This is a genomic window from uncultured Pseudokineococcus sp. (genome assembly GCF_947499845.1).
Lineage (GTDB): Bacteria > Actinomycetota > Actinomycetes > Actinomycetales > Quadrisphaeraceae > Pseudokineococcus.
On the sequence record NZ_CANMPM010000002.1, the window covers coordinates 1 to 23906 of the forward strand.

Genomic DNA, 23906 nt, shown 5'->3' on the forward strand with positions numbered 1-23906 from the left:
GCCATGCTCCGCAACGCCACCCTCTACGAGCCCCGCCCCGCCCGCGCGGCTTGACCAACCTCATAGGGACACCCCCCCCCCCGGGGCGGTAGGGCGGGAGGGCGGGAGGGCCCGCCGGCCCGGCGCCTAGGCTCGGCGCATGGCGCGTGACGACTCCCCCGCGGCCGCCGGCGCGACGGCGGGCGACCTCTCGGACCTCCCGGCGCCCTCGACCCTCGGGTACGAGCAGGCGCGCGACGAGCTCGTGCGCGTGGTCGCGGCCCTCGAGGCGGGCGGCACGCCGCTGGAGCGCTCGCTGGCCCTGTGGGAGCGCGGCGAGGCCCTCGCCTCGCGCTGCGAGGAGCACCTGGACGGCGCCCGCCGCCGCCTGGACGAGGCGACCGCCGCCGACGCCGACCGGGGCTGACCGCCGCTCCCGGCGCGGGCAGCCCGGACGCGGCCCGCAGGGCCCCGGCCGTCAGCCGGCCGGCGCGGCCTGCACGGCCGCGGCCAGCTCCACCAGCTCGGGGAACTCCGCCGTGCCGAGCACGGCGGTGGTGGTGCCGCCCTCCTCGCGCACGAGCGCCCGCCGCGGCGGGTCGGACCGGCGCTCGGGCGCGGCCGAGAAGACGCGCCACTCCCGGCCGTCGACGTCCTGCACGCCCTCCTCGGTGCCGGCGGAGGTGACGTCGCGCACCCACCGCTCGGTGGCCGAGCCCGCGACGCGCAGGCCCGCGTACTCCTCCGACGGCGTCACCCAGCCGACGACCCACGTGGTGACGCCGTCGGGCCCGCTGTCCACGCGCGCGGCGTTGGGCGTCCAGCCGTCCGGGACGGCGGGCACGGGCACCGGGAAGTCGACGCGCTGCTGGGCCCCGGCGGCGGCGCCGGCGACGTCGACCGGCGGCTGCTCGACCGCCTGGGGGCGGGGCAGGAAGAGGAGCACGACCGCGACGCAGGCGAGGATGACGCCGAGCGAGATGACCATGTCCCGCGCCGTCTGCCGGGGTCGGGGGCGGCGGGGCGGCGGCTGGGGCGGGCGCTCCGTCGACGCGGCGACGGGCCGCCCGGGCTCGGGCGCGGCGGTGCTCACGCTCCCCATCATCCCCCGGCGTCGCGGCGCCCGACCCTCGCCCCCGGTGGTCGCGAGGAGCGGCCGCCGCCCGCCGTCCGACGTGGCGCACCTCTCCCCGCGGGCGCCGGTCCCGCGCTCCCCCCGCCGCTAGGCTCGCGCCGCCGGCGGCCGCCCCTCCTCGGGGACCGCCCGCGCCCACCCGCCGCGACGACGGAGGCCCCGTGACGCAGAGCTCGCTGCCCGCCTCGCTGGTCGTGGACCAGCACTCCCCCGACCGCAACCTCGGCCTCGAGCTCGTCCGGGTCACCGAGGCGGCCGCCATGGCGGCGGGCCGCTGGGTGGGCCGCGGGGACAAGGACCGCGCCGACGGCGCCGCCGTCAACGCCATGCGCCGCTTCATCAGCACCGTGGCGATGCAGGGCACCGTCGTCATCGGCGAGGGCGAGAAGGACGAGGCGCCCATGCTCTTCAACGGGGAGCAGGTGGGCGACGGGACGGGCGCCGAGTGCGACGTCGCGGTCGACCCCATCGACGGCACGCGCCTGACCGCGCAGGGCATGCCCAACGCGGTCGCGGTGCTCGCCGTCGCCGAGCGCGGGGCGATGTACGACCCGAGCGCCGTCTTCTACATGGACAAGCTCGCCACCGGCCCGGAGGCGGCGGACGTCGTCGACATCCGCCTGCCGGCGGCCGAGAACATCCGGCTCGTCGCCCGCGCGAAGGGGCTGCGCCCCGAGGACGTCACGGTCGTCGTCCTCGACCGCCCCCGCCACCGCGCCCTGCTCGACGAGGTCCGCGACGCCGGCGCCCGCGTGCACCTCATCGCCGACGGCGACGTCGCCGGCGCCATCATGGCGGCGCGCGGCGGCACGGGCATCGACCTCATGCTCGGGATCGGCGGCACGCCGGAGGGCATCATCGCGGCCTGCGCGCTCAAGGCCCTCGGCGGCTCGCTGCAGGGGCGGCTGTGGCCGACGGACGACGTGGAGCGCCAGCGGGCGGTCGACGCCGGGCACGACCTCGACCGGGTCCTCACGACCGACGACCTCGTCCGCGGGGACAACTGCTACTTCGTCGCCACCGGCATCACCGACGGCGAGCTCGTCAAGGGCGTGCGCTACTCCCCCGGCGTCGTGCGGACGCAGAGCCTCGTCGTGCGCTCGAAGTCGGGCACCGTGCGCGTCGTCGAGAGCGAGCACCAGGTGGCCAAGCTGCAGGCCTACGAGGCCGACCTCGGCCGGCCGCGCTCCGCGGAGCGGGCGGCGGAGCCCGCGGAGCCCCGGGCGTGAGCGCGGCGGACGGGCGCGCGGCGCTGGTCGTCGGCGAGGCCCTCGTCGACGTGGTCCACCGCGAGGACGGCGCCGGCGGGGCGACGACCCGCGAGCACCCGGGCGGCAGCCCGGCCAACGTCGCCCTCGGCCTGGCCCGGCTCCAGCGGCGCGCGACCCTCCTCACGCGCCTCGTCGACGACGAGCGCGGCCGCACCGTCCTCGCGCACCTGCGCGGCTCGGGCGTCGAGCTCGCCGCCCCGCTGCTGCCCGCGGAGGGCGGCGCCCGCACGTCGACGGCGCAGGCGCACCTCGACGCGGACGGCGGCGCGCAGTACGAGTTCGACCTCGAGTGGTCGCTGCCGGAGGAGGTCCTCGCCGACGTCCTGGCCGCCGGCGAGCGCCCGCTGGTCGTCTGCACCGGGTCGCTCGGCACGGCCCTCGAGCCCGGGGCGGCGCAGGTCTCGCGCCTGCTCGACGCCCTGCGGCCCACGACGACCGTCGTGTACGACCCCAACCTGAGGCCGAGCATCATCGGCACCGCGGAGGCGGCCCGCCCCGGCGTCGAGGCCCTCGTCGCGACGGCGGACGTCGTCAAGCTGAGCGCCGAGGACGCCGAGTGGCTGTTCCCGGACCGCGCCCCGGAGGAGACCGTCCGCTCCTGGCTGGGCCTCGGGCCGTCCGTCGTCGTCCTCACCCGCGGCGGGGACGGCGCGCTGGCGGTCTGCGCGGCCGGCGAGGTGGACGAGCCGGGCCGCCGGGTCGAAGTGGCCGACACCGTCGGGGCGGGCGACTCCTTCACCGGCGGCCTCGTCGACGCCCTGTGGTCGGCCGGCCTGCTCGGCGCCGAGCGCCGCGGCGCCCTCGCCGGGGTCGACCTCGAGGTGCTGCGGGGGTGCGTGGCCGCGGCCACGGACGTCTCCGCCGTCACGGTCTCCCGCCCCGGCGCCGACCCGCCCACGCGCGCGGAGCTGGAGCGCCGCTGACGCCGCCGCCCGCGCCGGGAGGCGCGCGCGGCGGCGACGGCTCGGCGGTCAGGCGGGGGCGCCCTCCCTGGTGTGCTCGCGCGAGCGCTCCAGCGCCTGGCGCCGGACCTCCTCCGTGTCGGCCTGGATGGCGCGCGCCCGCTCCTCGTCCCGGGTGAGGCTCAGCCCCGAGGACGGGTCGAAGAGGTGCAGGCTCGCCGGGTCGAACCAGAGGCGGGCCCGGTCGCCGTCGCGCACGCGGCTGCGGGCGTCGAGGGTGACGACCATCTGGTGGCGCATGCTCTCGCCGTCGAGCTCCTTGTCGAGCTCGGCGAGCTTGGCGGCGACCCGCTCGTCCGGGCTGAAGGGCACGTAGGCGTAGAGCTCGTTGCCGAGCCACTCGGTGACGTCCACGTCGACCTCGAAGGTCGTGCCCCGCTCGCGGCGCGGTCCCTCGAGGGTCTCGGCGTCCTCCACGTGCTCGGGGCGCAGGCCGGCGATGAGGAACTCCGAGCCCTCCGCCCGGCGGGCGACGTCCGGGCTGATCTCGACGTCCCCGAAGGGCAGCGAGAGCGTCGTCCCCGACAGCTGCGCGGGCAGGAAGTTCATCGGCGGAGAGCCGATGAAGCCCGCGACGAAGAGGTTGACCGGCTCCTCGTAGAGCTCGCGGGGGCTCGCCACCTGCTGCAGCTCGCCCTTGCGCAGGACGGCGACCCGGTCGCCGAGCGTCATCGCCTCGGTCTGGTCGTGGGTGACGTAGACCGTCGTCGTCCCGAGGCGGCGCTGCATGCGCGCGATCTCGGTCCGCATCTGGCCGCGCAGCTTGGCGTCGAGGTTGGACAGCGGCTCGTCGAAGAGGAAGGCGTCGGCCTGCCGGACGATCGCCCGCCCCATCGCCACGCGCTGGCGCTGGCCGCCCGAGAGGTTGGCGGGCTTGCGCTCGAGGTGGTCGCGCAGCTCGAGCAGGTCGGCGGCGTCCTGCACGCGCCGGTCCACCTCCTCGTCGGAGTGCTTGCCCTTCGCCAGCCGCAGCGGGAAGGCGATGTTCTCGTAGACCGACAGGTGCGGGTAGAGCGCGTAGTTCTGGAAGACCATCGCGAGGTTGCGGTCGCGGGGGGCCTTGTCGTTGACGCGCTTCCCGCCGATGGTGAGGTCGCCGTCGGTGATGTCCTCCAGGCCGACGATCATCCGCAGGAGCGTGGACTTCCCGCAGCCGGACGGGCCGACGAGGATGACGAACTCACCGTCCTTGATGTCGAGGCTGACGTCGTTGACGGCCGGGAAGCCGTCGCCGTACTTCTTGACGATGTGGTCGAGGGTGATGGTGGCCATGGCGCTCTCCTTGTCGGTCTGCGGTCGCGGGCCGGGGCGCTCAGCCCTTGACGGCGCCGTTGGTGAGGCCGGCGACGATCCGGCGCTGGAAGACCAGGACGATGATGACGACGGGGATGGTGACGACGACGGCCGCGGCCGACGTCGCCCCCGTGGGCTCCTCGAACTGCGAGGCGCCCGTGAAGAAGGCCAGGGCGGCGGGGACGGGCCGGGACGCGTCGGTCGACGTCAGCGAGATGCCGAAGACGAAGTCGTTCCAGGCCAGGAAGAAGGCGATGATCGCCGTGGTGAAGACGCCGGGGACGGCCAGCGGGACGATGACCTTGGTGAAGGCCTGCCAGGTCGTGGCGCCGTCCACCTGCGCGGCCTGCTCCATGTCCCAGGGGATCTCGCGGAAGAAGGCCGACAGCGTCCAGATGGCCAGCGGCAGCGTGACGGCGAGGTAGGGGATGATGAGCCCCGGCCAGGTGTCGTAGAGCCCGACCGTCCGCCAGATGTTGAAGAGGGGCGTGACGATGGAGATGACGGGGAAGATCGCCACCGCGAGCGCCGTCGTCAGCAGGAGCTTCTTGCCCGGGAACTGCAGCCGCGAGACGGCGTAGGCCGTGAGCGTGGCGAGCACCACCGCGATGAGGGTGGCGATGAGGGCGATGCCGATGGAGTTCCGCAGCGCCGGGAGGAAGAGGTCGGAGGCGTCGCCGGTGATGATGAGCCGGTAGTTCTCCCACGTGACCTCGCCCGGGAGGAAGCGGTTCTCGGTGAGGCCGGCGTTCGTCTTGAGGGACAGCGAGAGGATCCAGGCCACGGGGAACAGGGCGTAGACGACGATCGCCGCCCCCGCCACGTACCAGAGCACCTTCTCCCGGGTCGACATGCGCGCACCCACGGTCACTCCCCCCTCTGCCGGGACAGGTCCACCTTGAACACCTTGACGAAGAGCACGGCGATGAGGACGACCAGGAGGAACAGGAGGACGGAGATCGCCGAGCCGAGCCCGACCTCCTGGCGCTGGATGGTCTGGCGGTAGGCCAGGAAGGCCAGCGTCTCAGTCCCGTTCGTGCCGGCCGTCATGATGAAGACGTTGTCGAAGATGCGGACGGCGTCCAGCGTGCGGAAGAGCAGCGCCACCATGATGGCGGCCTTCATGTTCGGGAGGGTGACCTTCCGCAGCCGCTCCCAGAAGGTGGCCCCGTCGACCCGGGCCGCCTCCTGCAGGTCCTCGGGGACCTGCGCGAGGCCCGCCAGCAGGAGCAGCGAGATGAAGGGCGTCGTCTTCCAGATCTCCGAGAGCATGATGACGACGAGGGAGCTGCCCCGCTCCGCGAACCAGTTGAAGTCCTCGCCCACGAAGGGCAGCCACTGGTTGACGAAGCCGGAGTTGAGGTCGAACGCGTAGAACCAGGCGAACGCCGAGACGACGGTGATGATGGCGTACGGGATGAGGATCGCCGTCCGCAGCACGGGTCGCAGCGTGGTGATCGCGCGGTGCATCACCATCGCCAGCGCGAAGCCGATGACGAGCTCCACCGCCACCGTGATGACCGTGATGTACGCCGTCGTGGTGAAGGCCCGCCACCACAGCGGGTCGGTGAGGATGGTCGTGTAGTTCTGCAGCCCGATGAACGCCCTCTGGTCCGGCGCGGTGAGCCGGTAGCTGAAGAGGGAGTCGTAGACGGCCAGCAGCATGGGGTAGGCGACGACGCCGATCATCACGAGGAAGGCGGGCGCGACGAGCAGCAGCCCGAGGTTGCGCTCCCCCCTGGCGCGGTCCGTCAGCGGCTGCCGGCCGCCCGCGCGCCGCGCCCGGCCCTCCTGCCGGCCCGTGGGCCGCGGGTCGACCGCGTCGCGCCCGTCGCCCGTCGCGTCCGCCCCGGCGCGGGAGGCGCCGCTCGTCGTGGGCCTCGTGGCGCTCACAGCAGGGCCTCCCCGCGCAGGACCTCGGTGATGAGCTCGGCGGACCGCTCCGGCGTGGTCTCCGGGTCCGCGGTCTCGGGGCGCCAGGTGCGCTGGATGCCCGTCGAGACGACGTCGTAGAAGGGCGTCTGCGGCCGGGGCGCGGCGAGCTGCGTCGACTCCTGGATGGTGGGCGCCATCGGGTAGTCCTCCAGCAGGCTCTCGTCGTCGAAGGCCGCCGCGTTCGACGGCGGGTTGCCGTTGCTGAGGAAGTAGTACGTCTGGTTCTCCACCGACGCGATGCACTGCGCCGCCTCGTAGGCGAGGTCGGGGTCGTCCGTGAAGGCGCCCACGCCGAGGTTGATGCCGCCGTAGGGGGTCGCCGGCTCGACGTCGGCGTCGACGCGCGGGTAGAGGGTCCAGCCGTAGTCGTCGAGGACCGACTGCTCGAGGCTGCCCTGCTCGACGAGCGTCTGGCCGCGAGCCCAGACGTACGGCCAGTTGACCATGAAGCCGCCGGCGTCGGACTCGAAGAGCGCGGCGCTGGCGTCCTCGTCGGCCGTCGACAGCTGCGGGCCGCCGACGCCGGCGTCGGCGATGCGCTGCATGATCGCCGCGGCCTCGCGGCCCTCCGGGCTGTCGAGGTCGACCTCGATCTCGGCCGCCGGCGCCTCCGGGTTGGCCAGGACGTCGCCGCCCTGGGAGACGACGAGGGCGTTGACCCAGACCGTCATCGACTCGGCGGCGCGCCCCTGCACGCCGACGGTCGTCCCCGTCTGCTCGGCCGCGTCGATGATCTCGTCCCAGGTGACCGGGCCGCTCATGTCGAGCCCTGCCTCCTCCGCCACCGACTGGCGGTACCAGAGCAGCTGGGTGTTGGCCCAGAAGGGCACCGTCACCAGCTCGTCGGCGTAGGTGGCCCCGGCGAGCGCGCCGTCGAGGACGCCCTCGCTGACGGCGTCGGCCACCTCCGGCGGCATCGGCGCGAAGAACCCGGCCTCGCTGAACTCCGGGATGAAGGGCGGGTCGAGGCTCATGATGTCGACCGAGGAGTCCCCGGCGACGAGGCGCCGCACGAGCTGCTCGCGCTGGCCCTGCGGGTTGTTCGGCAGGATCTGCACGTTGAGGGCGAAGCGCCCCTGGTTCTCCTCGGTGCAGCGGCGCGCGATCTCCTGCTGACCGCCGGAGTCCGGGTTGATGTACCAGTTGAGGACGGGGGTGCCGTCGGCGGTGACCTCCTCGCCCTCGGAGCCGCACGACGCGAGCAGCGCCGCCGCGACGACGACCGCCGCCGGGGCCGCTGCCCCGGCGCTCCCCGGGAGGCGACGCCGCCGGCGTCTCCCCGTGCGCGCGCTGCCGGACGGGTCTCGCGGACGTGGGCCCACGGCGGTCTCCTTCGTCGTCGAAGAGGATGCGTGGGCGAAGCGTGCCCCCACCCCGGACCCCCCGCCACCGGGAGATCGCCGACATGTCGGACGCGTCACCCCGGCGGCCGCCCGGCAGCGGTCACCGGCCGCGGCACGGCACGATGTCGGCCATGACGGACGACACCCCGACGACACCCGCCGGCAGCGCAGCCCCCGAGGGCTTCCGGGTCGAGCACGACACCATGGGCGAGGTCCTCGTCCCCGCCGACGCCCTCTACCGGGCGCAGACCCAGCGCGCGGTCGAGAACTTCCCCATCAGCGGGACGACGCTCTCGCGCGTCCACGTCGAGGCCCTCGCCCGGATCAAGAAGGCCGCGGCGCAGGCCAACGCCGAGCTCGGCGTCCTCGACCAGGACGTCGCCGACGCGATCGCCGCCGCCGCGGACGAGGTCGCCTCCGGCGCCCACGACGACCAGTTCCCCGTCGACGTCTTCCAGACGGGCTCCGGCACGTCGTCGAACATGAACACCAACGAGGTCCTCGCGACGCTGGCGACCCGCCGCCTCGGCCGCGACGTGCACCCCAACGACCACGTCAACGCCTCGCAGTCCTCCAACGACGTCTTCCCCACCTCGGTGCACGTGGCCGCGACGTCCGGCGTCGTCCACCAGCTGCTGCCCGCCCTCGAGCACCTCGCGGACGCCCTGCAGCGCAAGGCCGACGCCTGGGCCGGCGTCGTCAAGGCCGGTCGCACCCACCTCATGGACGCCACGCCCGTGACGCTCGGGCAGGAGTTCGGCGGCTACGCCCAGCAGGTGCGCTACGGCGCCGAGCGCGTGCGGGCCGCCCTCCCGCGCACGGCCGAGGTCCCCCTCGGCGGCACGGCCACCGGCACCGGCATCAACACGCCCGCGGGCTTCCCCCAGCGCGTCATCGAGCTGCTGGCGCAGGACACGGGCCTCCCCGTCACCGAGGCGCCCGACCACTTCGAGGCGCAGGGCGCGCGCGACGGCCTCGTCGAGCTGTCGGGCGCGCTGCGCTCGGTCGCGGTGAGCCTCACCAAGGTCTGCAACGACCTACGGTGGATGGGCTCGGGGCCGAACACCGGCCTCGGCGAGCTCCGCATCCCCGACCTGCAGCCGGGCAGCTCCATCATGCCGGGCAAGGTGAACCCCGTCGTCCCCGAGGCCGTGCTCATGGTCTGCGCCCAGGTCGTCGGCAACGACGCCGCGACGGCGTGGGCGGGCGCGAGCGGCTCCTTCGAGCTCAACGTCGCCATCCCCGTCATGGCGCGCAACGTGCTCGAGTCCGTCGTCCTGCTCGCCAACGGCTCGCGGATCCTCGCCGACCGCACGGTCGAGGGGCTCGAGGCCGACGAGGAGCGCGCCCGCGCCCTCGCCGAGTCCTCGCCGTCCATCGTCACGCCGCTCAACCGCGTCATCGGCTACGAGGCGGCCGCGAAGGTCGCCAAGCACGCCGTGGCCCACGGCGTCACGGTGCGCGAGGCCGTCGTCGCCCTCGGCTTCGTCGAGCGCGGCGAGGTCACCGAGGACCAGCTCGACAGCGCCCTCGACGTCCTCGCCATGACGCGGCCGCCGCAGCGCTGACGCGCCCGACGCACGAGGGGCCGCCACCTGCGTCGCAGGTGGCGGCCCCTCGTACGTCACCCCTCAGGCGGACTTCGTAGCCTTCTTCCGCCGGACGAGGCCCCTCACACGGACTTCGTAGCCCTCTTCCGCCGGACGAGGCCCCTCACACGGACTTCGTAGCCTTCTTCCGCCGGACGAGGCCCTCCACGCGGAGTTCGTGGCCTTCTTCCGCTACGGGGCTCAGTACCAGTTCGTGGCCTGGCTGTGGCTCCAGGCGCTGCACGGGGTGCCGTAGACGTCGGCGATGTACTGCAGGCCCCACGTGATCTGCGTGACCGGGTTGGTCTCCCAGTCGGCGCCGGCGCTCGCCATCTTGCTGCCGGGCAGGGCCTGCGGGATGCCGTAGGCGCTCGACGTCGGGTTGTCGGCGTCGAACTGCCAGCCGCTCTCCTTCGTCCAGAGCTGGTCCAGGCACGACATCTGGTCCGAGCTCCAGCCGCGGTCGGCGACCATCGAGGCGGCCACGCCGCGGGGGTCGCGCTGCGCGCTGCGGCTCGCCGCCGCGGCCTCCGCCTCGCGCTCCGCCCGGGCCTCCTCGGCCGCGCGGGCGGCGGCCTCCTCGTCGGCGCGGCGCTGGGCCTCCTCGGCCGCGGCGCGCTCGGCGGCCTCGCGCTCCGCCGCCTCGCGGGCGGCCGCCTCCTCGGCCGCGCGACGGGCGGCCTCGGCCTCCTGGGCGGCCCGCACCTGCGCGCGGTGCTCCGACGCCTCGGCCCGCTCCGCGCGCAGCTCACCGGGACCGTCGTCCGGGAGGTCGAGTGCGGCGTCCGCCGACGCGGGCGCCAGCAGGGGCGTGCTCGACCCCTCCGCGGTCGTCGCCGGGCTCGAGGCGGTGACGGCGCCCGTGCCCGCGGCGACGACCCCGCCGGCGAGGAGCACGGCGGTCGTGACGCGCCCGACGCGGCTGAGCAGGGCGCTGCGGGCGCTGCCCGCCGCGCGGGCGGCGGCGTGCCGGGCGGGCCCCCTCCGCACGGCGGGGCGGGCGGTGGGGTGAGCGGAGGTGCGTGCGGTCGGGCGGCGTCGCTGCCACGGTGCTCGGTCGGTCTGGCGGTGGCGGCCCACGGTGCGGACGACCTCTCCTCGGGCGCACCCGACGGGCGCGCGGAGGAGCCACCGTGCATCACGGAACGGTCACGGGTCAAAACACGCGGCGCTACCGGCGCGCGCCTGTGCTCCCGCTGTGCTACCCGCCGTGACGACGGCGGTCGCCCCGCGGCCCGGACGGCGGGCCCGCCGGCGCCTCCGCGTCACCGCTCGTGACGACGGGGCGGCCGCCGCCCGCGCCGGCCTCAGGGCTCGAGCCCCTCCAGCAGCTCGGTGACGAGCGCGGCCACGGGCGAGCGCTCCGAGCGGGTGAGGGTCACGTGCGCGAAGAGCGGGTGCCCCTTGAGCTTCTCGATGACCGCGGCGACGCCGTCGTGCCGGCCCACGTGGAGGTTGTCGCGCTGCGCGACGTCGTGGGTGAGGACCACGCGGCTGCCCTGCCCGATGCGCGACAGGACGGTGAGCAGCACGCCGCGCTCGAGGGACTGCGCCTCGTCGACGACGACGAAGGCGTCGTGGAGGCTGCGGCCGCGGATGTGGGTGAGCGGCAGCACCTCGAGCAGGTCGCGGGCCATGACCTCCTCCACGACCTCGGGGCTGACGAGCGCCCCGAGGGTGTCGAAGACGGCCTGCGCCCAGGGCCCCATCTTCTCCGCCTCGGTGCCCGGCAGGTAGCCGAGGTCCTGGCCGCCGACGGCGTACAGGGGCCGGAAGACGACGACCTTCTTCTGCGTCCGGCGCTCGAGCACCGCCTCGAGGCCCGCGCACAGGGCCAGGGCGGACTTGCCCGTCCCCGCCCGCCCGCCGAGGCTGACGATGCCGAGGTCGGGGTCCAGCAGCAGGTCGACGGCGACCCGCTGCTCGGCGCTGCGGCCGCGGACGCCGAAGACCTCGCGGTCGCCCCGGACGAGCCGCACGGACTTGTCCGCCGCCACCCGCCCCAGCGCCGACCCGCGCGGGCTGAGGAGGACGAGGCCCGTGTGGACGGGCATCTCGGCGGCCCGGGGGTCCTCCAGCCGCTCCTCGCCGTAGAGCTGCGCCATCGCCGCCTCGTCGAGCTCGAGCTCGGCGAGGCCCGTCCACCCCGAGTCCACGGCGGCGTCGGCGCGGTACTCCTCGGCGGGGAGCCCGAGGGCCGACGCCTTGACCCGCATGGGGGTGTCCTTGCTGACGACGACGACGTCGCGCCCCTCGGCCGACAGGTTGCGCGCGACGGCGAGCACCCGGGAGTCGTTGTCGCCGAGGCGCAGCCCGGCCGGCAGGGAGGTCGGGTCGACGTGGTTGAGCTCGACGTGCAGCGTGCCGCCGTCCGCGCCCACGGGCACCGGCCCGTCGAGGCGGCCGTGGCGGGCGCGCAGGTCGTCGAGGAGCCGCAGGGCGGTGCGCGCGAAGTAGCCGACCTCCGGGTGGTGGCGCTTGGCCTCGAGCTCGACGACGACGACGAGCGGCAGCACGACCTCGTGCTCGGCGAAGCGCAGCATCGCGTGCGGGTCCGAGAGGAGGACGGAGGTGTCGAGGACGTACGTGCGCGCGGGGGTGGTGGCCACGAGGTGCTCCTCACCCGCCCGCGCGCAGCCGCGCGGGCGGCTACTCGACGGGCTGGGCCGGTGGGGCGAGCCGTGCCGCGAGCGCTCCCCCGGCCCCGCGGCGGGCGGGCGCGGCGGCGGCCGGCTCCCCGTCCACGGGTGCTGCTGGGGCGTGCGCCACGTCCGACCTCCCGGGGCGACGGGTCGGTCCGCCGCCGTCCCCGACGCTAGACCGCAGGGCCCGCCGCGCCGGGGAGCGCCCGGGCGCGTCGCGCGGACGGGTGAGCGGCGCGCGCGACGCCCGTGTCGGGTGAGGACGACGAGGCTCGTGGGACGGCGAGATCCCTCAGGCGACGAGGGGGCCCCGGGGACGACGAGGCTCCTCAGGCGACGGTGCGGAGGACGCGGCGCCGGTCGTCGACGGGGGTCAGGAGCCGTAGCGGCGCTCGCGCGCGGCGTAGGCGCGCAGGGCGCGCAGCAGGTCCACGCGCCGGAAGGCGGGCCAGAGGGCCTCGCAGAAGTAGAACTCGCTGTGCGCGCTCTGCCAGAGGAGGAAGCCGGAGAGCCGCTGCTCGCCGGAGGTGCGGATGACGAGGTCCGGGTCGGGCTGGCCCTTGGTGTAGAGGTGCTCGGCGATGTGGTCGACGGTGACGACCTCCGCCAGCTCCTCCACGGTGCGTCCGGCCGCCGCCTCCTCGCGGAGCAGCGAGCGCACGGCGTCGGCGATCTCCTGGCGGCCGCCGTAGCCGATGGCGACGTTGACGTGCAGGCCGCCGTCGTCGCGCGTCGAGGCCGCCGCCGCGGCGAGCCGCTCGGCCGTCTCCGGGGGCAGCAGGTGGAGGGCGCCGATGGGGTGCACGCGCCAGCGGCCGGTGGCGACGAGGCCGAGGACGGCGTCCTCGATGATGCCGAGGAGCTCGGAGACCTCGTCCGGGTCGCGCCGGAGGTTGTCGGTCGAGAGCAGGTAGAGCGTGACGACGCGGACGCCCGCGTCCTCGCACCAGCCGAGGAAGTCGATGATCTTGTCGGCCCCGCGGCGGTGGCCCGCGTGCGCGGCGAGCCCCGACTGGCGCGCCCAGCGGCGGTTGCCGTCGAGGATGACCCCCACGTGGTGGGGGCTCTCCGGGCTGCGGCCGACGGACGCCACGAGGCGTCGCTCGTAGGCCCGGTAGAGGAGGTCACGCAGGGCCACGCACCGCACGCTACTCCGGCGCCGCCCGGCGCTCCTCGCCGACGGCGGACGCCCGCCCCGGGCACGTCTACGCTCGTCCGGTCGTCCTGCGGGGAGGGCGGGTGCGACAGCACGGGCGGACGCCGGCGGCGCCCGCCGACGCGGGTGCGGAGGAGGCCACGTGGACCAGGCGCGCAGCGGCAGCGGCCGCGGAGGTGCCCCGGCGGCGCCCGACCCCGGCGACGACGGGGCGCTGCGCTCCGCGGACCCGGGCCGCCCCGAGGAGGTGCGGACGGCGCCCACCGCCGGCGACGGCGGGCGGCGCGGGCCGGGCGGCGCCGTCAAGCCCCTGCTGCGGGGCTGGCTGCACCTCGGCATGTTCCCGCTCGTCCTCGCCGCGGGGATCGTGGCCGTCAGCCTCGCGCCGACGACCGAGAGCCGCTGGGCGATGGCGGTCTTCGGGCTCACCGCGGCGATGCTCTTCGGCGTCAGCGCGCTCTACCACCGCGGACGCTGGTCGCCGCGCACGCAGGTGCTGCTCAAGCGGTTCGACCACTCGAACATCTTCCTCATCATCGCGGGCACCTACACGCCCTTCGCCGTGCTGCTCCTGCAGCCCGGACCCCAGCGCGTCCTCCTGCTCGTGGCCTGGATCGCCGCCCTCGTCGGCATCGCGTTCCGCATCTTCTGGGTGGGCGCGCCGCGCTGGCTCTACGTGCCCGCCTACGTCGCCATGGGCTGGGTCGCCGTGGCCTTCCTCCCGCAGTTCCTCGAGGGGGGCGGGCCCGCCGTGCTCGTCCTCGTCGTCGTCGGGGGCCTGCTCTACACCGCCGGCGCGCTCGTCTACGGCCTCAAGCGGCCCGACCCGAGCCCGCGCTACTTCGGCTTCCACGAGATCTTCCACGCGCTCACCGTCGTGGCCTTCGTCTGCCACTACGTCGCGGCCTCGCTCGCGCTCTACAGCGGGGACCTCCCGACGTCCTGACGCCGGACCGGGGCGGTGCCGCGCCGTCCCGGCGCGGAGCCGCGGCCCCTCCGCCCGCGCCCCGCAGGCCATGTGTGGCCATGTCGCCCCTGCGGGGGACGTCGGCGGGGCGACATGGCCACACATCGCCCCTGGCCCACGCCCCGACGGCGACATGGCCACACGTCGCCCCCCGCAGGGGGCGCGGTCAGCGGCGGGCGCCGACGGCGGCGGCGAGCACCGCGGGGTCGGTGGTGGGGGCGTCGCAGACGTGCCCCCGGCACACGTAGGCGGTGGCGCGACCGCCCGCGAGCCCCCGGCCGCGCAGCAGCGGGGGCTGGTCGGCCCCCGGCCGTCCCCGCGTGACGACGAGCCCGGGCGCCGTCCCCGCGAGGGCGGTGCGGTGCAGCTCGTCGGCGGCGGCGCGCCCCTCGGGGTCGTCGGCCGCGGAGGTGCCCACGACGGCGACCTCGCGCGGCCCGTCCACCAGGGCCTCCGCGACGGCGAGGGCCCACCCCGCGAAGCGCGGCGCGGTGGCGGCGAGCGCTCCCGCGGGCGCCAGGGCGCGCTCGGCCGCGGCGCGGAACGCGTCGGAGCCCGTGAGGGCGGACACCGCGAGCAGCGCCCCCGCCGCGGCGCTCGTGCCCGAGGGCGCCGCGCCGTCCGTGGGGTCCGCAGCGTGGCCGAGGCGGGCGAGCACGGCGTCGTCGGACGACGCCGGGACGTCGGCGAGCGCGCCGTCGTCGCCCGCGTGCTCGGCGAGGACCTCGGCGCACAGGGCCTCGGCCGTCTCCGCCCAGGCCGGGTCGCCGGTCGCGGCGTGGAGGGCCAGCAGCCCCTCGGCGAGGTCGCCGAGGTCCTCCAGGACGGCGCGCGAGGGTCCGGCCCGACCGTCGCGGGAGGTGCGCCGCCAGCGGCCGTCGTCGTCGAGGTGCACGGCGAGCAGGAGGTCGGCGCAGCGGACGGCCGCCGCCAGGAGGTCGGGGCGCTCGAGGAGCACCCCCGCCTCGGCCAGCGCGGCCACCGCCAGCCCGTCCCACGCGAGGACGACCTTGTCGTCGCGCCCCGGCTGCGGGCGCTGCGCGCGGGCGGCCCGGAGCCGCGCCCGCACGTCGGTCCACCGCGCGGCCTCGGCGGGGTCGACCCAGGGGTCGCGCACGAGCCGCGCGGTGGAGGTGCCGTGCTCGAAGGTGCCCTCGGGCGTGACGCCGAGCAGCTCGGCGGCCCAGGCGCCGTCGTCCTCGCCGAGGACGTCGACGAGCTGCGACGGCGTCCAGACGTACGTGGCGCCCTCGACGCCGCCCCTGCTCCCGTCGGGCCGCTCGACCGTCGTGTCGGCGTCCAGGGAGGAGGCGAGGCCGCCCTCGGGCGTGCGCAGCGCCGCGAGCATCCAGTCGCAGATCTCCGCGGCCACGCGCGCTCCGGTCGGCTCGCCCGTGAGGCGCCACCAGTGCAGGTAGGCGCGGGCCAGCTGGGCGTTGTCGTAGAGCATCTTCTCGAAGTGCGGCACGACCCAGCCGGCGTCGACGGCGTAGCGGGCGAAGCCGCCCGCGACCTGGTCGTACGTCCCCGAGCGCGCCATCGCCGTCAGCGTGCGACCGGCGAGGCCGAGCGCCTCCCCGGCGGTGGGCGCCCCGCTCGCGGCGTGCCGCAGGAGCCACAGGCAGGCCGCCGACGGCGGGAACTTCGGGGCGCCGCCGAAGCCCCCGTGCGCCCGGTCCTCCTCCGCGGCCAGCGCGCGGACGGCGGCCTGCAGGGCCGCCGCGTCGGGCGGGGCGCCGTCCGCGGTCGCCGCGGCGCGGGCGCGCTCGGCCAGCGCGCTCGTGATCCGGGCGCTCTGGCCGACGACCTCCTCGCGCCGGTCGGTCCACGCCTGCGTGACGGCGTCCAGCAGCTGGCGGAAGCTCGGCAGCTGCGGGTGGGGGCGCGGCGGGTAGTACGTGCCGGCGTGGAAGGGCTCCCCGTCCGGCGTGCAGAGGACGGTCATCGGCCAGCCGCCCTGGCCCGTCAGCGCCGTCGTGGCGCGCATGAGGGCGGCGTCGACGTCGGGGCGCTCCTCACGGTCGACCTTGACGGCGACGAAGCCCTCGGCGAGCTGGCGCCCCACCTCCGGGTCCTCGAAGGACTCGTGCGCCATGACGTGGCACCAGTGGCACGCCGCGTACCCGACGGAGACGAGGACGGGGACGTCGCGCCGCCGCGCCTCGGCGAACGCCTCCGGCCCCCACTCCCACCAGTCGACGGGATTGTCCGCGTGCTGCAGCAGGTAGGGGCTCGTCGAGGCGGCCAGGCGGTTCGGCACGCCGTCGATGCTCCCCCACCCGGTGCGCGAGCGCACGGGCGCCCGTCTCGCCCGTCCTCGTCCGTTCTGCCCCCGCACCCGGCGCTCCTCTGCGACGCTCCTCTCCATGGGGGGAGACCTGTGCGCCGCGGGGGCGGCGTGAGCACCGGCGTGCCGCCGCGCCCGGGGGCCGAGGGCACCGACGGTGCCGCGGCTGGGCCCGGCGCGCGGCCGTCCGTCGAGCGCGCTCCGTCCGTCGCCGGCTCCGTCCCCCTCGGCGGCCGGTGGTGGGCGCGCTCCCTGGGCACGGCGGCCCTCCTGCTCGCCGCCTGCCTGCTCGGCCGGCACCTGCGTCCGGAGGGCACGCTCTTCTCCCTCCTGTGGCCCGCGGCCGGGCTGGCCGTGTGGTGGTTCGCCGCCCGCCGCCCCGCACGGGTGCGGGCCCTGGACGCCGGCCTGCTCCTCGCGGTCGTGTGGCTCGCCCACGTGGTGACCGGTTCGTCGCCCGCCCTCGCGGGGGTGAACCTCGTCCACGGGCTCGTCGGGGCCCGGGCGCTGCGGTGGTGCTGCCGCCTGCCCGCGGACGGCCGGCTGGGGCTCGCGCGGCCCGGCCGACTGCTGGCCGCCTCGGCCGTCGCGGGCGGGGCCAGCGGGCTGCTCAGCACCGCGGTCGGCGCCGCCATCGGTCTCGACGTCCTGAGCACGCTCGTCCAGATCAGCCTGCGCAACACCGCGGGGACCTTCCTCGTCCTGGTCCTCGTCCTGGCCCTCGAGCGCCCGGGCGGGGTCCGCGAGCTCGTCAGCGGTCCGCGCCTCGGGGAGTGGGCCGTCCTCGTCGCCGTCGGCGTCCTCACCTACCTCGCCGCCTTCGCGTGGCTGCCGCAGCTCCCGCTCGCCTTCTCCGTCTTCCCGATGCTCGCGTGGTCCGGCTCGCGCATGGGGCTCCCCCGGACCGCCGTCCTCTCCGTGCTGCTCGACGTCCTCGCGGTGGCCGTGGCCGTCCTCGGCGACGGCGTCTTCTTCGCCGGGCTCTCGACGCTGACGGCGCGGGCGGCCGTCGTGCAGCTCTTCCTCGTCCTCACCGTCCTCGTCAGCGTCCTGCTCGCGACCAGCCAGGAGGAGCGGGGCCGTGCCGTCGCCTCGCTCGCGCAGGCCCGTGCGGCGCTCGCCGCGTCCATCGACGCCGCCCTCATCGGCAACGGCGTCCTCGTCGTCGGCGGCGCGGCCGCCGGGCGCCTGCTGCACCCCAACCCCGCCCTCCAGCGCCTCCTCGGGGTCCCCGCCCAGGACCCCGGCGCGGACGGCGCAGCGGCGCCGGCCGTCTCCTGGTTCGCCCACCTGCGGCCGGAGGACCTCGCCACCGTGCGACAGGTGCTCGAGGAGGTCACGGCGACGACGCGGGACACCTGGACCGGGGAGCTCGCCCACGTGCGGGCGGACTCCTCCCTCGTCTGGGCGCAGGTGCACCTGTCCGCCCTCCCGTCACCGGTGGCCCCCGGCCTCCTCGCGGGCGCCGGCGACCGCGTCGCCCTCCCGGCTCCGGGGGCGCCGCACGAGCGCGTCGTCGTCGCCCAGTTCCTCGACGTCACGGCCCGCAAGGACGCCGAGGCGCAGCTGGTCCACCTCGCCCTCCACGACGAGCTCACGGGCCTGCCGAACCGGGTGCTCCTGCGCGACCACGTCGCGCTGGCGCTCGCCGCGGCCCGGCGCTCCGGCGCCCTCGTCGCGCTCGTCTTCCTCGACCTCGACGACTTCAAGTCCGTCAACGACTCCCTCGGCCACGAGGCCGGCGACCGCGTCCTGCGGGTGACGGCGCAGCGCCTCGGCGAGGCCGTCCGCGCGAGCGACACGGTCGCCCGCATCGGCGGAGACGAGTTCGTCGTGTGCTGCCCCGAGGTCGACAGCGCCCAGCACGCCGAGGAGGTCGCGGCGCGCCTGCTCGAGGCGGTCGGCCGTCCCGTCCTCCTCGACGGCCGGCTCGTCGCCGTCGGCGCGAGCGCCGGCCTCACCGTGTCCGGGGCGGGCGACGACGCCGGCGAGCTGCTGCGGCGCAGCGACACCGCGATGTACGCCGCCAAGCGCTCCGGGCGCGGGCGGACCGCCGTCTTCGACCGCTCGCTCGAGGCCCGCGCCGACCGCCTCGTCACCCTCACCGCGGAGCTGCGGGAGGCGCTCGTCCTCGACCAGTTCGTCGTCCACTACCAGCCGGTCGTCGACCTCGCGGACGGCGCGGTCACCGGCTGCGAGGCCCTCGTGCGCTGGCGGCACCCCGTGCGGGGCCTGCTGCCGCCGGGCGACTGGCTCGACGTCGCCGAGGGCAGCGACGTCGTCGTCCGCATGGGCGAGCAGGTCCTGCGCCGCGCGACCGCCGACCTGGCGGAGGTCGCGCGGACGGACCGGCCCCTGAAGCTGCACGTCAACGTCAGCGGGCGCCAGCTGGCCGCCGCGGGGCTCGTGGACGCGGTGGCCGGCGCCCTGGAGGCCAGCGGCCTCCCGCCGCACCTCGTCGTCGTCGAGCTCACCGAGACGCACCTGCTCGAGGTGCACGGCAGCCTCCTCGCCGACCTCTCCGCGCTGCACCGCCTGGGCGTCGAGGTGTCCGTCGACGACTTCGGCACGGGCTTCAGCTCGCTCGCCCAGCTCGTGCAGCTGCCCGTCGACGGGGTGAAGGTCGACCGCAGCTTGGTCGCGGGGGCGACCACCGACGACCGGGCGCTCGCGGTGGTCCGCGGCGTCCTCGGCATGGCCGAGGCGCTGGGGCTGGGCGTCGTCGCCGAGGGCGTCGAGGAGCCCGCCCAGGCCGACCTCCTGCGCCGCATGGGATGCCCGAGCGCGCAGGGCTACCTCTGGTCCCCGCCCGTGGACCTGGCGACCTTCCGGGGCCTGCTGCGCGAGCCGCTGGGACCGCCCGCCCGCACGGGCGCCTGACGTGCCCCCCGGCTCCCCCGTCGTCCCGCCGGCGCGCCCGCGCGGGAGGCGCACCGGCGCGTCGCCCGTCCGGTCGCGCGCCCGGGCGGCGGGGGCCGTAGCGTCTGCCCCGGCACCCGACGCGCGCTACCGTGCGCAGCCGGGGGGTCGGCCCGACCGGCCCGCCCCCGACCGAGCGAGCGACGTGCTGGAGGTCCCCGTGGCACAGGCCCTCAGGGCGAGCACCCGCCCGCCCGGCGGCTTCGCCGAGGTCACCACCTGGGAGCTGTCCACCTCGGACGACCTGGCGCGCATCCGGCGGTCCCTGCACGCGGAGCTCCTGGGTCGCGGCGAGGAGGACTCGGCCGGGCTCGGCGACCTGCAGGACCGCGTCGTGCTCGTCGTCAGCGAGCTGGCCACGAACGCCCTGCGCCACGGCGCCCCGCCCAGCTCGGTCCGCCTCCTCGTGGACGACGCGCGCGCCCTCGTCGTCGACGTCACCGACGCCGCCGCGGGCGCCTCGCCCGAGCTCGCGGCCGCCCGGGCCCTCGGGGAGGGCGGCTTCGGCATGCACCTCGCGGCCCGGCTGGCCGACGGCGTGGGCTGGTACACCGACGCCGAGCTCAAGCACGTGTGGGCGCGCTTCGCCTTCGACGGCCCGGACACCGACGCCCGGGCCGCCACCGCCGTCCCGGCGGTCTGACACCGCCGCCGCACCCGCGGTCCGCCCGGCCACCGGCCCGGGCGCGCTCGCGCTGCGTGCCCCGCCGCAGCGCCGGCGGCTACCCGCCGAGCCCCGCCATCCGCAGCCGCACGGCGCGGGCCGCCCCGGCGGCCTCGTCGAGCGCGGCGAGGCGCTCGTCGCCCTCCGGGAGCCCGCCCGGGCCGACGCCCGCGGCCCACTCGAGGAGCCGGTCGGCGAGGGCCGGGTTGAGCGCCAGCACCGGGCCGTGCAGGTAGGTGCCGACGACGCGGCCCGCGACGACCCCGTCGACCGAGGCCTCCCCCACCCCGTTGCCGGTGCCGCGCAGCACGCGCCCCAGGGGCACCGCGCCGTCGTCGAGGGCCGTGCGCCCGCCGTGGTTCTCGAAGCCGAGCAGCGGGGGCAGGCCCAGGCTCGGGTCGGCCTCGACGACGACCTCGCCGACGGCGCGCCGCTCGGCGGGCAGCGGCTCGACGGTGCGGCAGGGCAGCAGCGACAGCCCCGGGACGGAGCCGTCGACGTCGCGGAAGGCGCTGCCGAGGACCTGCATCCCGGCGCAGACGGCGAGCACGGCGCCGCCGGCGTCGACCGCGCGCGCCATCCGGTCCTCCTGCGCGAGCAGGCGGGCGACGTGCCGCTGCGGCCCGTCCTCCCCGCCGCCGAGCAGGTAGACGTCGGCCTGCGGCAGCCCCTCGCTGCCGACCACCTCGACGACCTCGGCGTCCATGCCCCGGGCGCGGGCCCGGGCGGCGAGGACGGCGGCGTTGCCGCCGTCGCCGTAGGTGCCGAGCAGCTCGGGGTAGAGGACGGCCACGCGCACCGCCGAGGGCCCGGCGCTCACCGCGCCGCCTCCGTCGCCGCGATGGCGCGCAGCTGCTGGAACGCCGTGTAGTTGCCGACCACGTCGACCTCCTCCGCCGGGGGCCCGCCCCGCTCGGGCCCGCTGCCGGGCGCCCCGAGGGCGCGGGCGGCGCGCAGCGCGTCGCGCAGGCCCGGCACCCGCTCGTGCTCGACGCCGGCGACGACGAGCCGCAGCGACAGGTCGGCCGCCCGCTCCCCCGCCACGACGACCCGGCGGCCGGCGAGGCGCTCGAAGGGCACGTCGTAGATCCACGAGGTGTCGCGGCCGTCGGCCCCCTGCGCGTTGATGGCGAGGACGAGGGGCCGGTCGCTCGTGCCCATGACGTCGAAGTTCTCCACCCAGCCGGCCGGGTTCTTCGCCAGGAGGAGCCAGAAGCGCACGCCCTCGGCGCGCAGCCAGGCGTAGCGACCCGCCACGTCACCGACGTCGGCCATGGCCGCGAGCGCGGCGCCGAGCCCGACGCCGAGCTCGCCCGCCGCGGCGGCCGCCATGACGGCGTTGCGCCGGTTCGCCTGGCCGGGCAGGGCCAGGCGCACGGGGTGCCCGCCGGGCCCGGGAGTCGCAGCGCCCTGTGCCGTCGGGGCGCCCCCGGCGGGGGCGCCGACCTCGCGGGCGACGTCGCCCTCGAGGACGAGCGAGGGCGTCGGGCGGGCGAGCCCGCAGCTGCGGCAGCGCCAGCCGCCGGAGGGCGCGGCGTCACCGGGCACCGCGCCGGCGGGGGCGGCTTCCACGGCGGCCGTGGCCTCGCGCTCGTCGTCGGGGTCGCCCGGCAGCGTGAGCAGCTGCTCGCAGCGCGGGCAGCTGCGCGCGTCGGCCGTCCACGACGCGCCGACCGAGACCCACACGACGCGGGGGGCCGACGACGCCGCCCAGACGACGAGGGGGTCGTCGGCGTTCGCCACGACGACGCCGCGGCCGCCGGCCGCGCCGAGCCCCGCGAGCGCCGTGCGCCACCCCGCGGCGAGCTGCCGCGTCTCGGCGGTGCGGTCGAGCTGGTCGCGGGAGAGGTTCATGAGGAGGACGACGCGGGGCGCCAGCTCGGGCAGGAGCCCGGCGAGGTGCATCTCGTCGACCTCGAGGACGGCGTCGCCCGGCCCGCTCGTCAGGGCCGTGACGATGCCTGCGCGCATGTTGGCGCCGCCGCCGTTGCTGACGACCGCGCGGGGCGCGCCGTCCCCTGCGGCGAGGGCCGCCGTCAGCAGGCGGGTGGTCGTCGTCTTGCCGTTGGTCGCCGAGACGACGGCGGCCACGCGCTCCCCGGCCAGCTCGTGCACGGCGCGCGGGGCGAGGCGGAGCACGACGCGACCGGCGACGACCTCACCGGCGCCGCGGCCCAGCAGTCGCGACGCCGCCCCCGCCGCGGCCCCCGCCGCGCGGGCGGCGCGGGTGCGCAGCCCCGCGCGCGAGGCCGGCCGCACCGGCGCTGGGCGGCCCGCCGGGGGCGCCGCCGGCGAGTCGGAGGTGCCCGGCGCGGGCGCGCCGACGGGCAGCGCCTCGCGCGGCGCACCCCCGCTCGACGCCTCCCCCGAGGCGCCGGGCTCCGGCGCCGAGGAGCCGGCGCCGCTCACGGCGCGCCCCCGCCGGGGCGGCCGGGGTCTGGGCGGTCGGGGTCGGGGCGGTCGGGGTCGCGACGGTCGGCCCCCCCGGGCGCCGGGCCGTCGTCCCCGCCGCCGCGCCGGCGCTCGTCCTCGGCGGCCTCGTCCTGGCGACGGCGGTGCTCCATGCGGCGCAGACGGCTCACCATGTTGACGAGGAGGAGGACCACGGCGAGGACCACGAGGAAGGTCCAGATGAAGCCCTCGGTGCCGGGGCCCACCGAGGACGGCGCCGGGCCCTCACCGGGCGCGGGGGTGGGCGGTGAGCCCCCGAGGCCCACGACCGGGGCGACGAGCAGGGCCCCGACCGGCGTCGCGGCCCCCGCCACGAGCCAGGTCGCGGCCCAGCTCACGCGGCGGACCCCGGCGCGGGCGCCGTCCCGCCGACGACGTCGCGCACGCCCGCGAACAGGTCGTCCTCCGGCGTGGCCGTGCCGACGGCGCTGCGGGCGAGCTCGAACTCCTCGGTGGGCCACAGCTCCGCCTGCTGCTGGCGGGGCACGCGGAAGAAGAAGCCGCCCGGGTCGATCTGCGTGGCGTGGGCCAGCAGCGCGCGGTCGCGCGCCTCGAAGTGCTCGGCGCAGCGGATGCGGGCGTCGATGCGCCGCTCGGGGCGGTCGGAGCGCTGCTCGAGCCACTCGGCGAAGGGCGACTCCCCGCCGGACTCGACGATCGCCCGGTGGAAGACCTCGATGCGCTCCCGGCTGAAACCGCCGTTGTAGTACAGCTTGAGCGGCTGCCACGGCTCGCCGCCGGGGAAGCGCTCGAGGTCGGCGGCGCCCTCGAAGGCGGCGACGGAGACCTTGTGGCACATGACGTGGTCGGGGTGCGGGTAGCCGCCGTTCTCGTCGTACGTCGTCATGACGTGCGGGCGGAACTCGCGGACGACGCGCACGAGGGCGGCGGCGGCCGTCTCGACGTCCTCCAGGCCGAAGCACCCCGGGGGCAGCGGCGGCAGCGGGTCGCCCTCGGGCAGGCCGGAGTCGACGAAGCCGAGCCAGCGGTGGCGCACGCCGAGGGCCTGGGCCGCGGCCGCCATCTCGTGGCGGCGCACCTCGGCCATGTCGCGCAGCACGTGCGGGTCGCCGGCGAGGTTGGGGTTGAGGATGTCGCCGCGCTCGCCACCGGTGCAGCTGACGACCATGACCTCGACGCCCTCGGCCACGTACTTCGCCGAGGTGGCCGCGCCCTTGCTCGACTCGTCGTCGGGGTGGGCGTGCACGGCCATGAGGCGCAGGGGCCCGCCGTCCGCCCGCAGGGCCGCCGTCGCGGCGTCCCCCAGCTCCACGTCGGCGGGTCGCGGCGCCTGCCGCGCGTGCGCCTCGGGC

Annotated in this window: 20 protein-coding genes; 7 read left to right on the plus strand and 13 right to left on the minus strand. The window is 76.8% G+C overall.

Annotation, left to right across the window (positions count from 1 at the left end; genetic code table 11):
* Nucleotides 1-139 precede the first annotated feature (139 nt).
* Entirely contained in the window at nucleotides 140-406 is a 267-nt protein-coding gene (locus tag Q0789_RS02070) for an exodeoxyribonuclease VII small subunit (protein ID WP_298801632.1), read from the plus strand.
* A gap of 51 nt (nucleotides 407-457) precedes the next feature.
* Here the strand turns inward: Q0789_RS02070 and Q0789_RS02075 are convergent, their stop codons facing one another.
* On the minus strand, nucleotides 458-1072 hold the full coding sequence (locus Q0789_RS02075; RefSeq protein WP_298801634.1) for a DUF4245 domain-containing protein: 615 nt from the start codon (nucleotides 1070-1072) through the stop codon (nucleotides 458-460).
* A 203-nt stretch (nucleotides 1073-1275) separates the two neighbouring features.
* Here Q0789_RS02075 and glpX point away from each other — a divergent pair, with 203 nt between their 5' ends.
* Together glpX and Q0789_RS02085 are read left to right on the plus strand one after the other, a co-directional pair.
* On the plus strand, nucleotides 1276-2343 hold the full coding sequence (gene glpX, locus Q0789_RS02080; protein ID WP_298801636.1) for a class II fructose-bisphosphatase: 1068 nt from the start codon (nucleotides 1276-1278) through the stop codon (nucleotides 2341-2343).
* On the plus strand, nucleotides 2340-3308 hold the full coding sequence (locus Q0789_RS02085) for a carbohydrate kinase (protein ID WP_298801638.1): 969 nt from the start codon (nucleotides 2340-2342) through the stop codon (nucleotides 3306-3308). The genes glpX and Q0789_RS02085 overlap by 4 nt, the downstream gene beginning before the upstream one ends.
* 48 nt (nucleotides 3309-3356) lie before the next feature.
* Here Q0789_RS02085 and ugpC read toward each other — a convergent pair whose 3' ends face one another.
* From ugpC to Q0789_RS02105, 4 genes are all read right to left on the minus strand, one after another.
* Nucleotides 3357-4619 carry an ABC transporter ATP-binding protein gene (gene ugpC, locus Q0789_RS02090; protein WP_298801640.1) on the minus strand — a complete coding sequence of 421 codons (1263 nt, stop codon included), beginning with the start codon at nucleotides 4617-4619 and terminating at the stop codon, nucleotides 3357-3359.
* A gap of 40 nt (nucleotides 4620-4659) precedes the next feature.
* On the minus strand, nucleotides 4660-5493 hold the full coding sequence (locus Q0789_RS02095) for a carbohydrate ABC transporter permease (protein WP_298801642.1): 834 nt from the start codon (nucleotides 5491-5493) through the stop codon (nucleotides 4660-4662).
* Between the two features lie 14 nt (nucleotides 5494-5507).
* Nucleotides 5508-6395, minus strand: coding sequence for a sugar ABC transporter permease (locus Q0789_RS02100; RefSeq protein WP_366917606.1), 888 nt, complete (start codon nucleotides 6393-6395; stop codon nucleotides 5508-5510).
* Between the two features lie 134 nt (nucleotides 6396-6529).
* The gene (locus Q0789_RS02105; RefSeq protein WP_298801646.1) at nucleotides 6530-7897 is read right to left on the minus strand and encodes an extracellular solute-binding protein; all 1368 of its coding nucleotides are present in this window, start codon (nucleotides 7895-7897) and stop codon (nucleotides 6530-6532) included.
* A 152-nt stretch (nucleotides 7898-8049) separates the two neighbouring features.
* Here Q0789_RS02105 and Q0789_RS02110 point away from each other — a divergent pair, with 152 nt between their 5' ends.
* The gene (locus Q0789_RS02110; RefSeq protein WP_298801648.1) at nucleotides 8050-9486 is read left to right on the plus strand and encodes an aspartate ammonia-lyase; all 1437 of its coding nucleotides are present in this window, start codon (nucleotides 8050-8052) and stop codon (nucleotides 9484-9486) included.
* A 222-nt stretch (nucleotides 9487-9708) separates the two neighbouring features.
* On the opposite strand, the gene Q0789_RS02115 is transcribed toward Q0789_RS02110, so the two are convergent.
* From Q0789_RS02115 to Q0789_RS02125, 3 genes are all read right to left on the minus strand, one after another.
* The gene (locus Q0789_RS02115) at nucleotides 9709-10497 is read right to left on the minus strand and encodes a hypothetical protein (RefSeq protein WP_298801650.1); all 789 of its coding nucleotides are present in this window, start codon (nucleotides 10495-10497) and stop codon (nucleotides 9709-9711) included.
* Between the two features lie 317 nt (nucleotides 10498-10814).
* Nucleotides 10815-12116 carry a PhoH family protein gene (locus tag Q0789_RS02120; protein ID WP_298801652.1) on the minus strand — a complete coding sequence of 434 codons (1302 nt, stop codon included), beginning with the start codon at nucleotides 12114-12116 and terminating at the stop codon, nucleotides 10815-10817.
* 406 nt (nucleotides 12117-12522) lie between these two features.
* Nucleotides 12523-13287, minus strand: coding sequence for an isoprenyl transferase (locus tag Q0789_RS02125; protein ID WP_298801654.1), 765 nt, complete (start codon nucleotides 13285-13287; stop codon nucleotides 12523-12525).
* 265 nt (nucleotides 13288-13552) lie between these two features.
* Here Q0789_RS02125 and Q0789_RS02130 point away from each other — a divergent pair, with 265 nt between their 5' ends.
* Nucleotides 13553-14251, plus strand: a complete 699-nt coding sequence (locus tag Q0789_RS02130; protein ID WP_366917607.1) for a hemolysin III family protein — start codon at nucleotides 13553-13555, stop codon at nucleotides 14249-14251.
* Nucleotides 14252-14438: 187 nt separating this feature from the next.
* Here Q0789_RS02130 and Q0789_RS02135 read toward each other — a convergent pair whose 3' ends face one another.
* Nucleotides 14439-16532: a thioredoxin domain-containing protein gene (locus Q0789_RS02135; RefSeq protein WP_298801657.1), complete on the minus strand. Its 2094-nt coding sequence runs from the start codon at nucleotides 16530-16532 to the stop codon at nucleotides 14439-14441.
* A 138-nt stretch (nucleotides 16533-16670) separates the two neighbouring features.
* On the opposite strand from Q0789_RS02135, the gene Q0789_RS02140 reads away from it, so the two are divergent.
* Together Q0789_RS02140 and Q0789_RS02145 are read left to right on the plus strand one after the other, a co-directional pair.
* Nucleotides 16671-19439, plus strand: a complete 2769-nt coding sequence (locus Q0789_RS02140; RefSeq protein WP_298801658.1) for an EAL domain-containing protein — start codon at nucleotides 16671-16673, stop codon at nucleotides 19437-19439.
* 199 nt (nucleotides 19440-19638) lie between these two features.
* Nucleotides 19639-20121: an ATP-binding protein gene (locus Q0789_RS02145; RefSeq protein ID WP_298801660.1), complete on the plus strand. Its 483-nt coding sequence runs from the start codon at nucleotides 19639-19641 to the stop codon at nucleotides 20119-20121.
* 79 nt (nucleotides 20122-20200) lie between these two features.
* Here Q0789_RS02145 and Q0789_RS02150 read toward each other — a convergent pair whose 3' ends face one another.
* The 4 genes from Q0789_RS02150 to mca all read right to left on the minus strand — a co-directional run bounded on the left by Q0789_RS02150 (nucleotide 20201) and on the right by mca (nucleotide 23806).
* Entirely contained in the window at nucleotides 20201-20962 is a 762-nt protein-coding gene (locus Q0789_RS02150) for a glutamine amidotransferase (RefSeq protein ID WP_298801662.1), read from the minus strand.
* Nucleotides 20959-22401, minus strand: a complete 1443-nt coding sequence (locus Q0789_RS02155) for a DUF1727 domain-containing protein (protein WP_366917608.1) — start codon at nucleotides 22399-22401, stop codon at nucleotides 20959-20961. Before Q0789_RS02155 ends, Q0789_RS02150 begins: the two co-directional genes overlap by 4 nt.
* A gap of 146 nt (nucleotides 22402-22547) precedes the next feature.
* Nucleotides 22548-22931, minus strand: a complete 384-nt coding sequence (locus tag Q0789_RS02160) for a hypothetical protein (RefSeq protein ID WP_298801666.1) — start codon at nucleotides 22929-22931, stop codon at nucleotides 22548-22550.
* Nucleotides 22928-23806 (minus strand): mycothiol conjugate amidase Mca, encoded by an 879-nt coding sequence (gene mca / locus Q0789_RS02165; protein ID WP_366917609.1) that lies wholly within the window; start codon nucleotides 23804-23806, stop codon nucleotides 22928-22930. Before mca ends, Q0789_RS02160 begins: the two co-directional genes overlap by 4 nt.
* Nucleotides 23807-23906 lie beyond the last annotated feature (100 nt).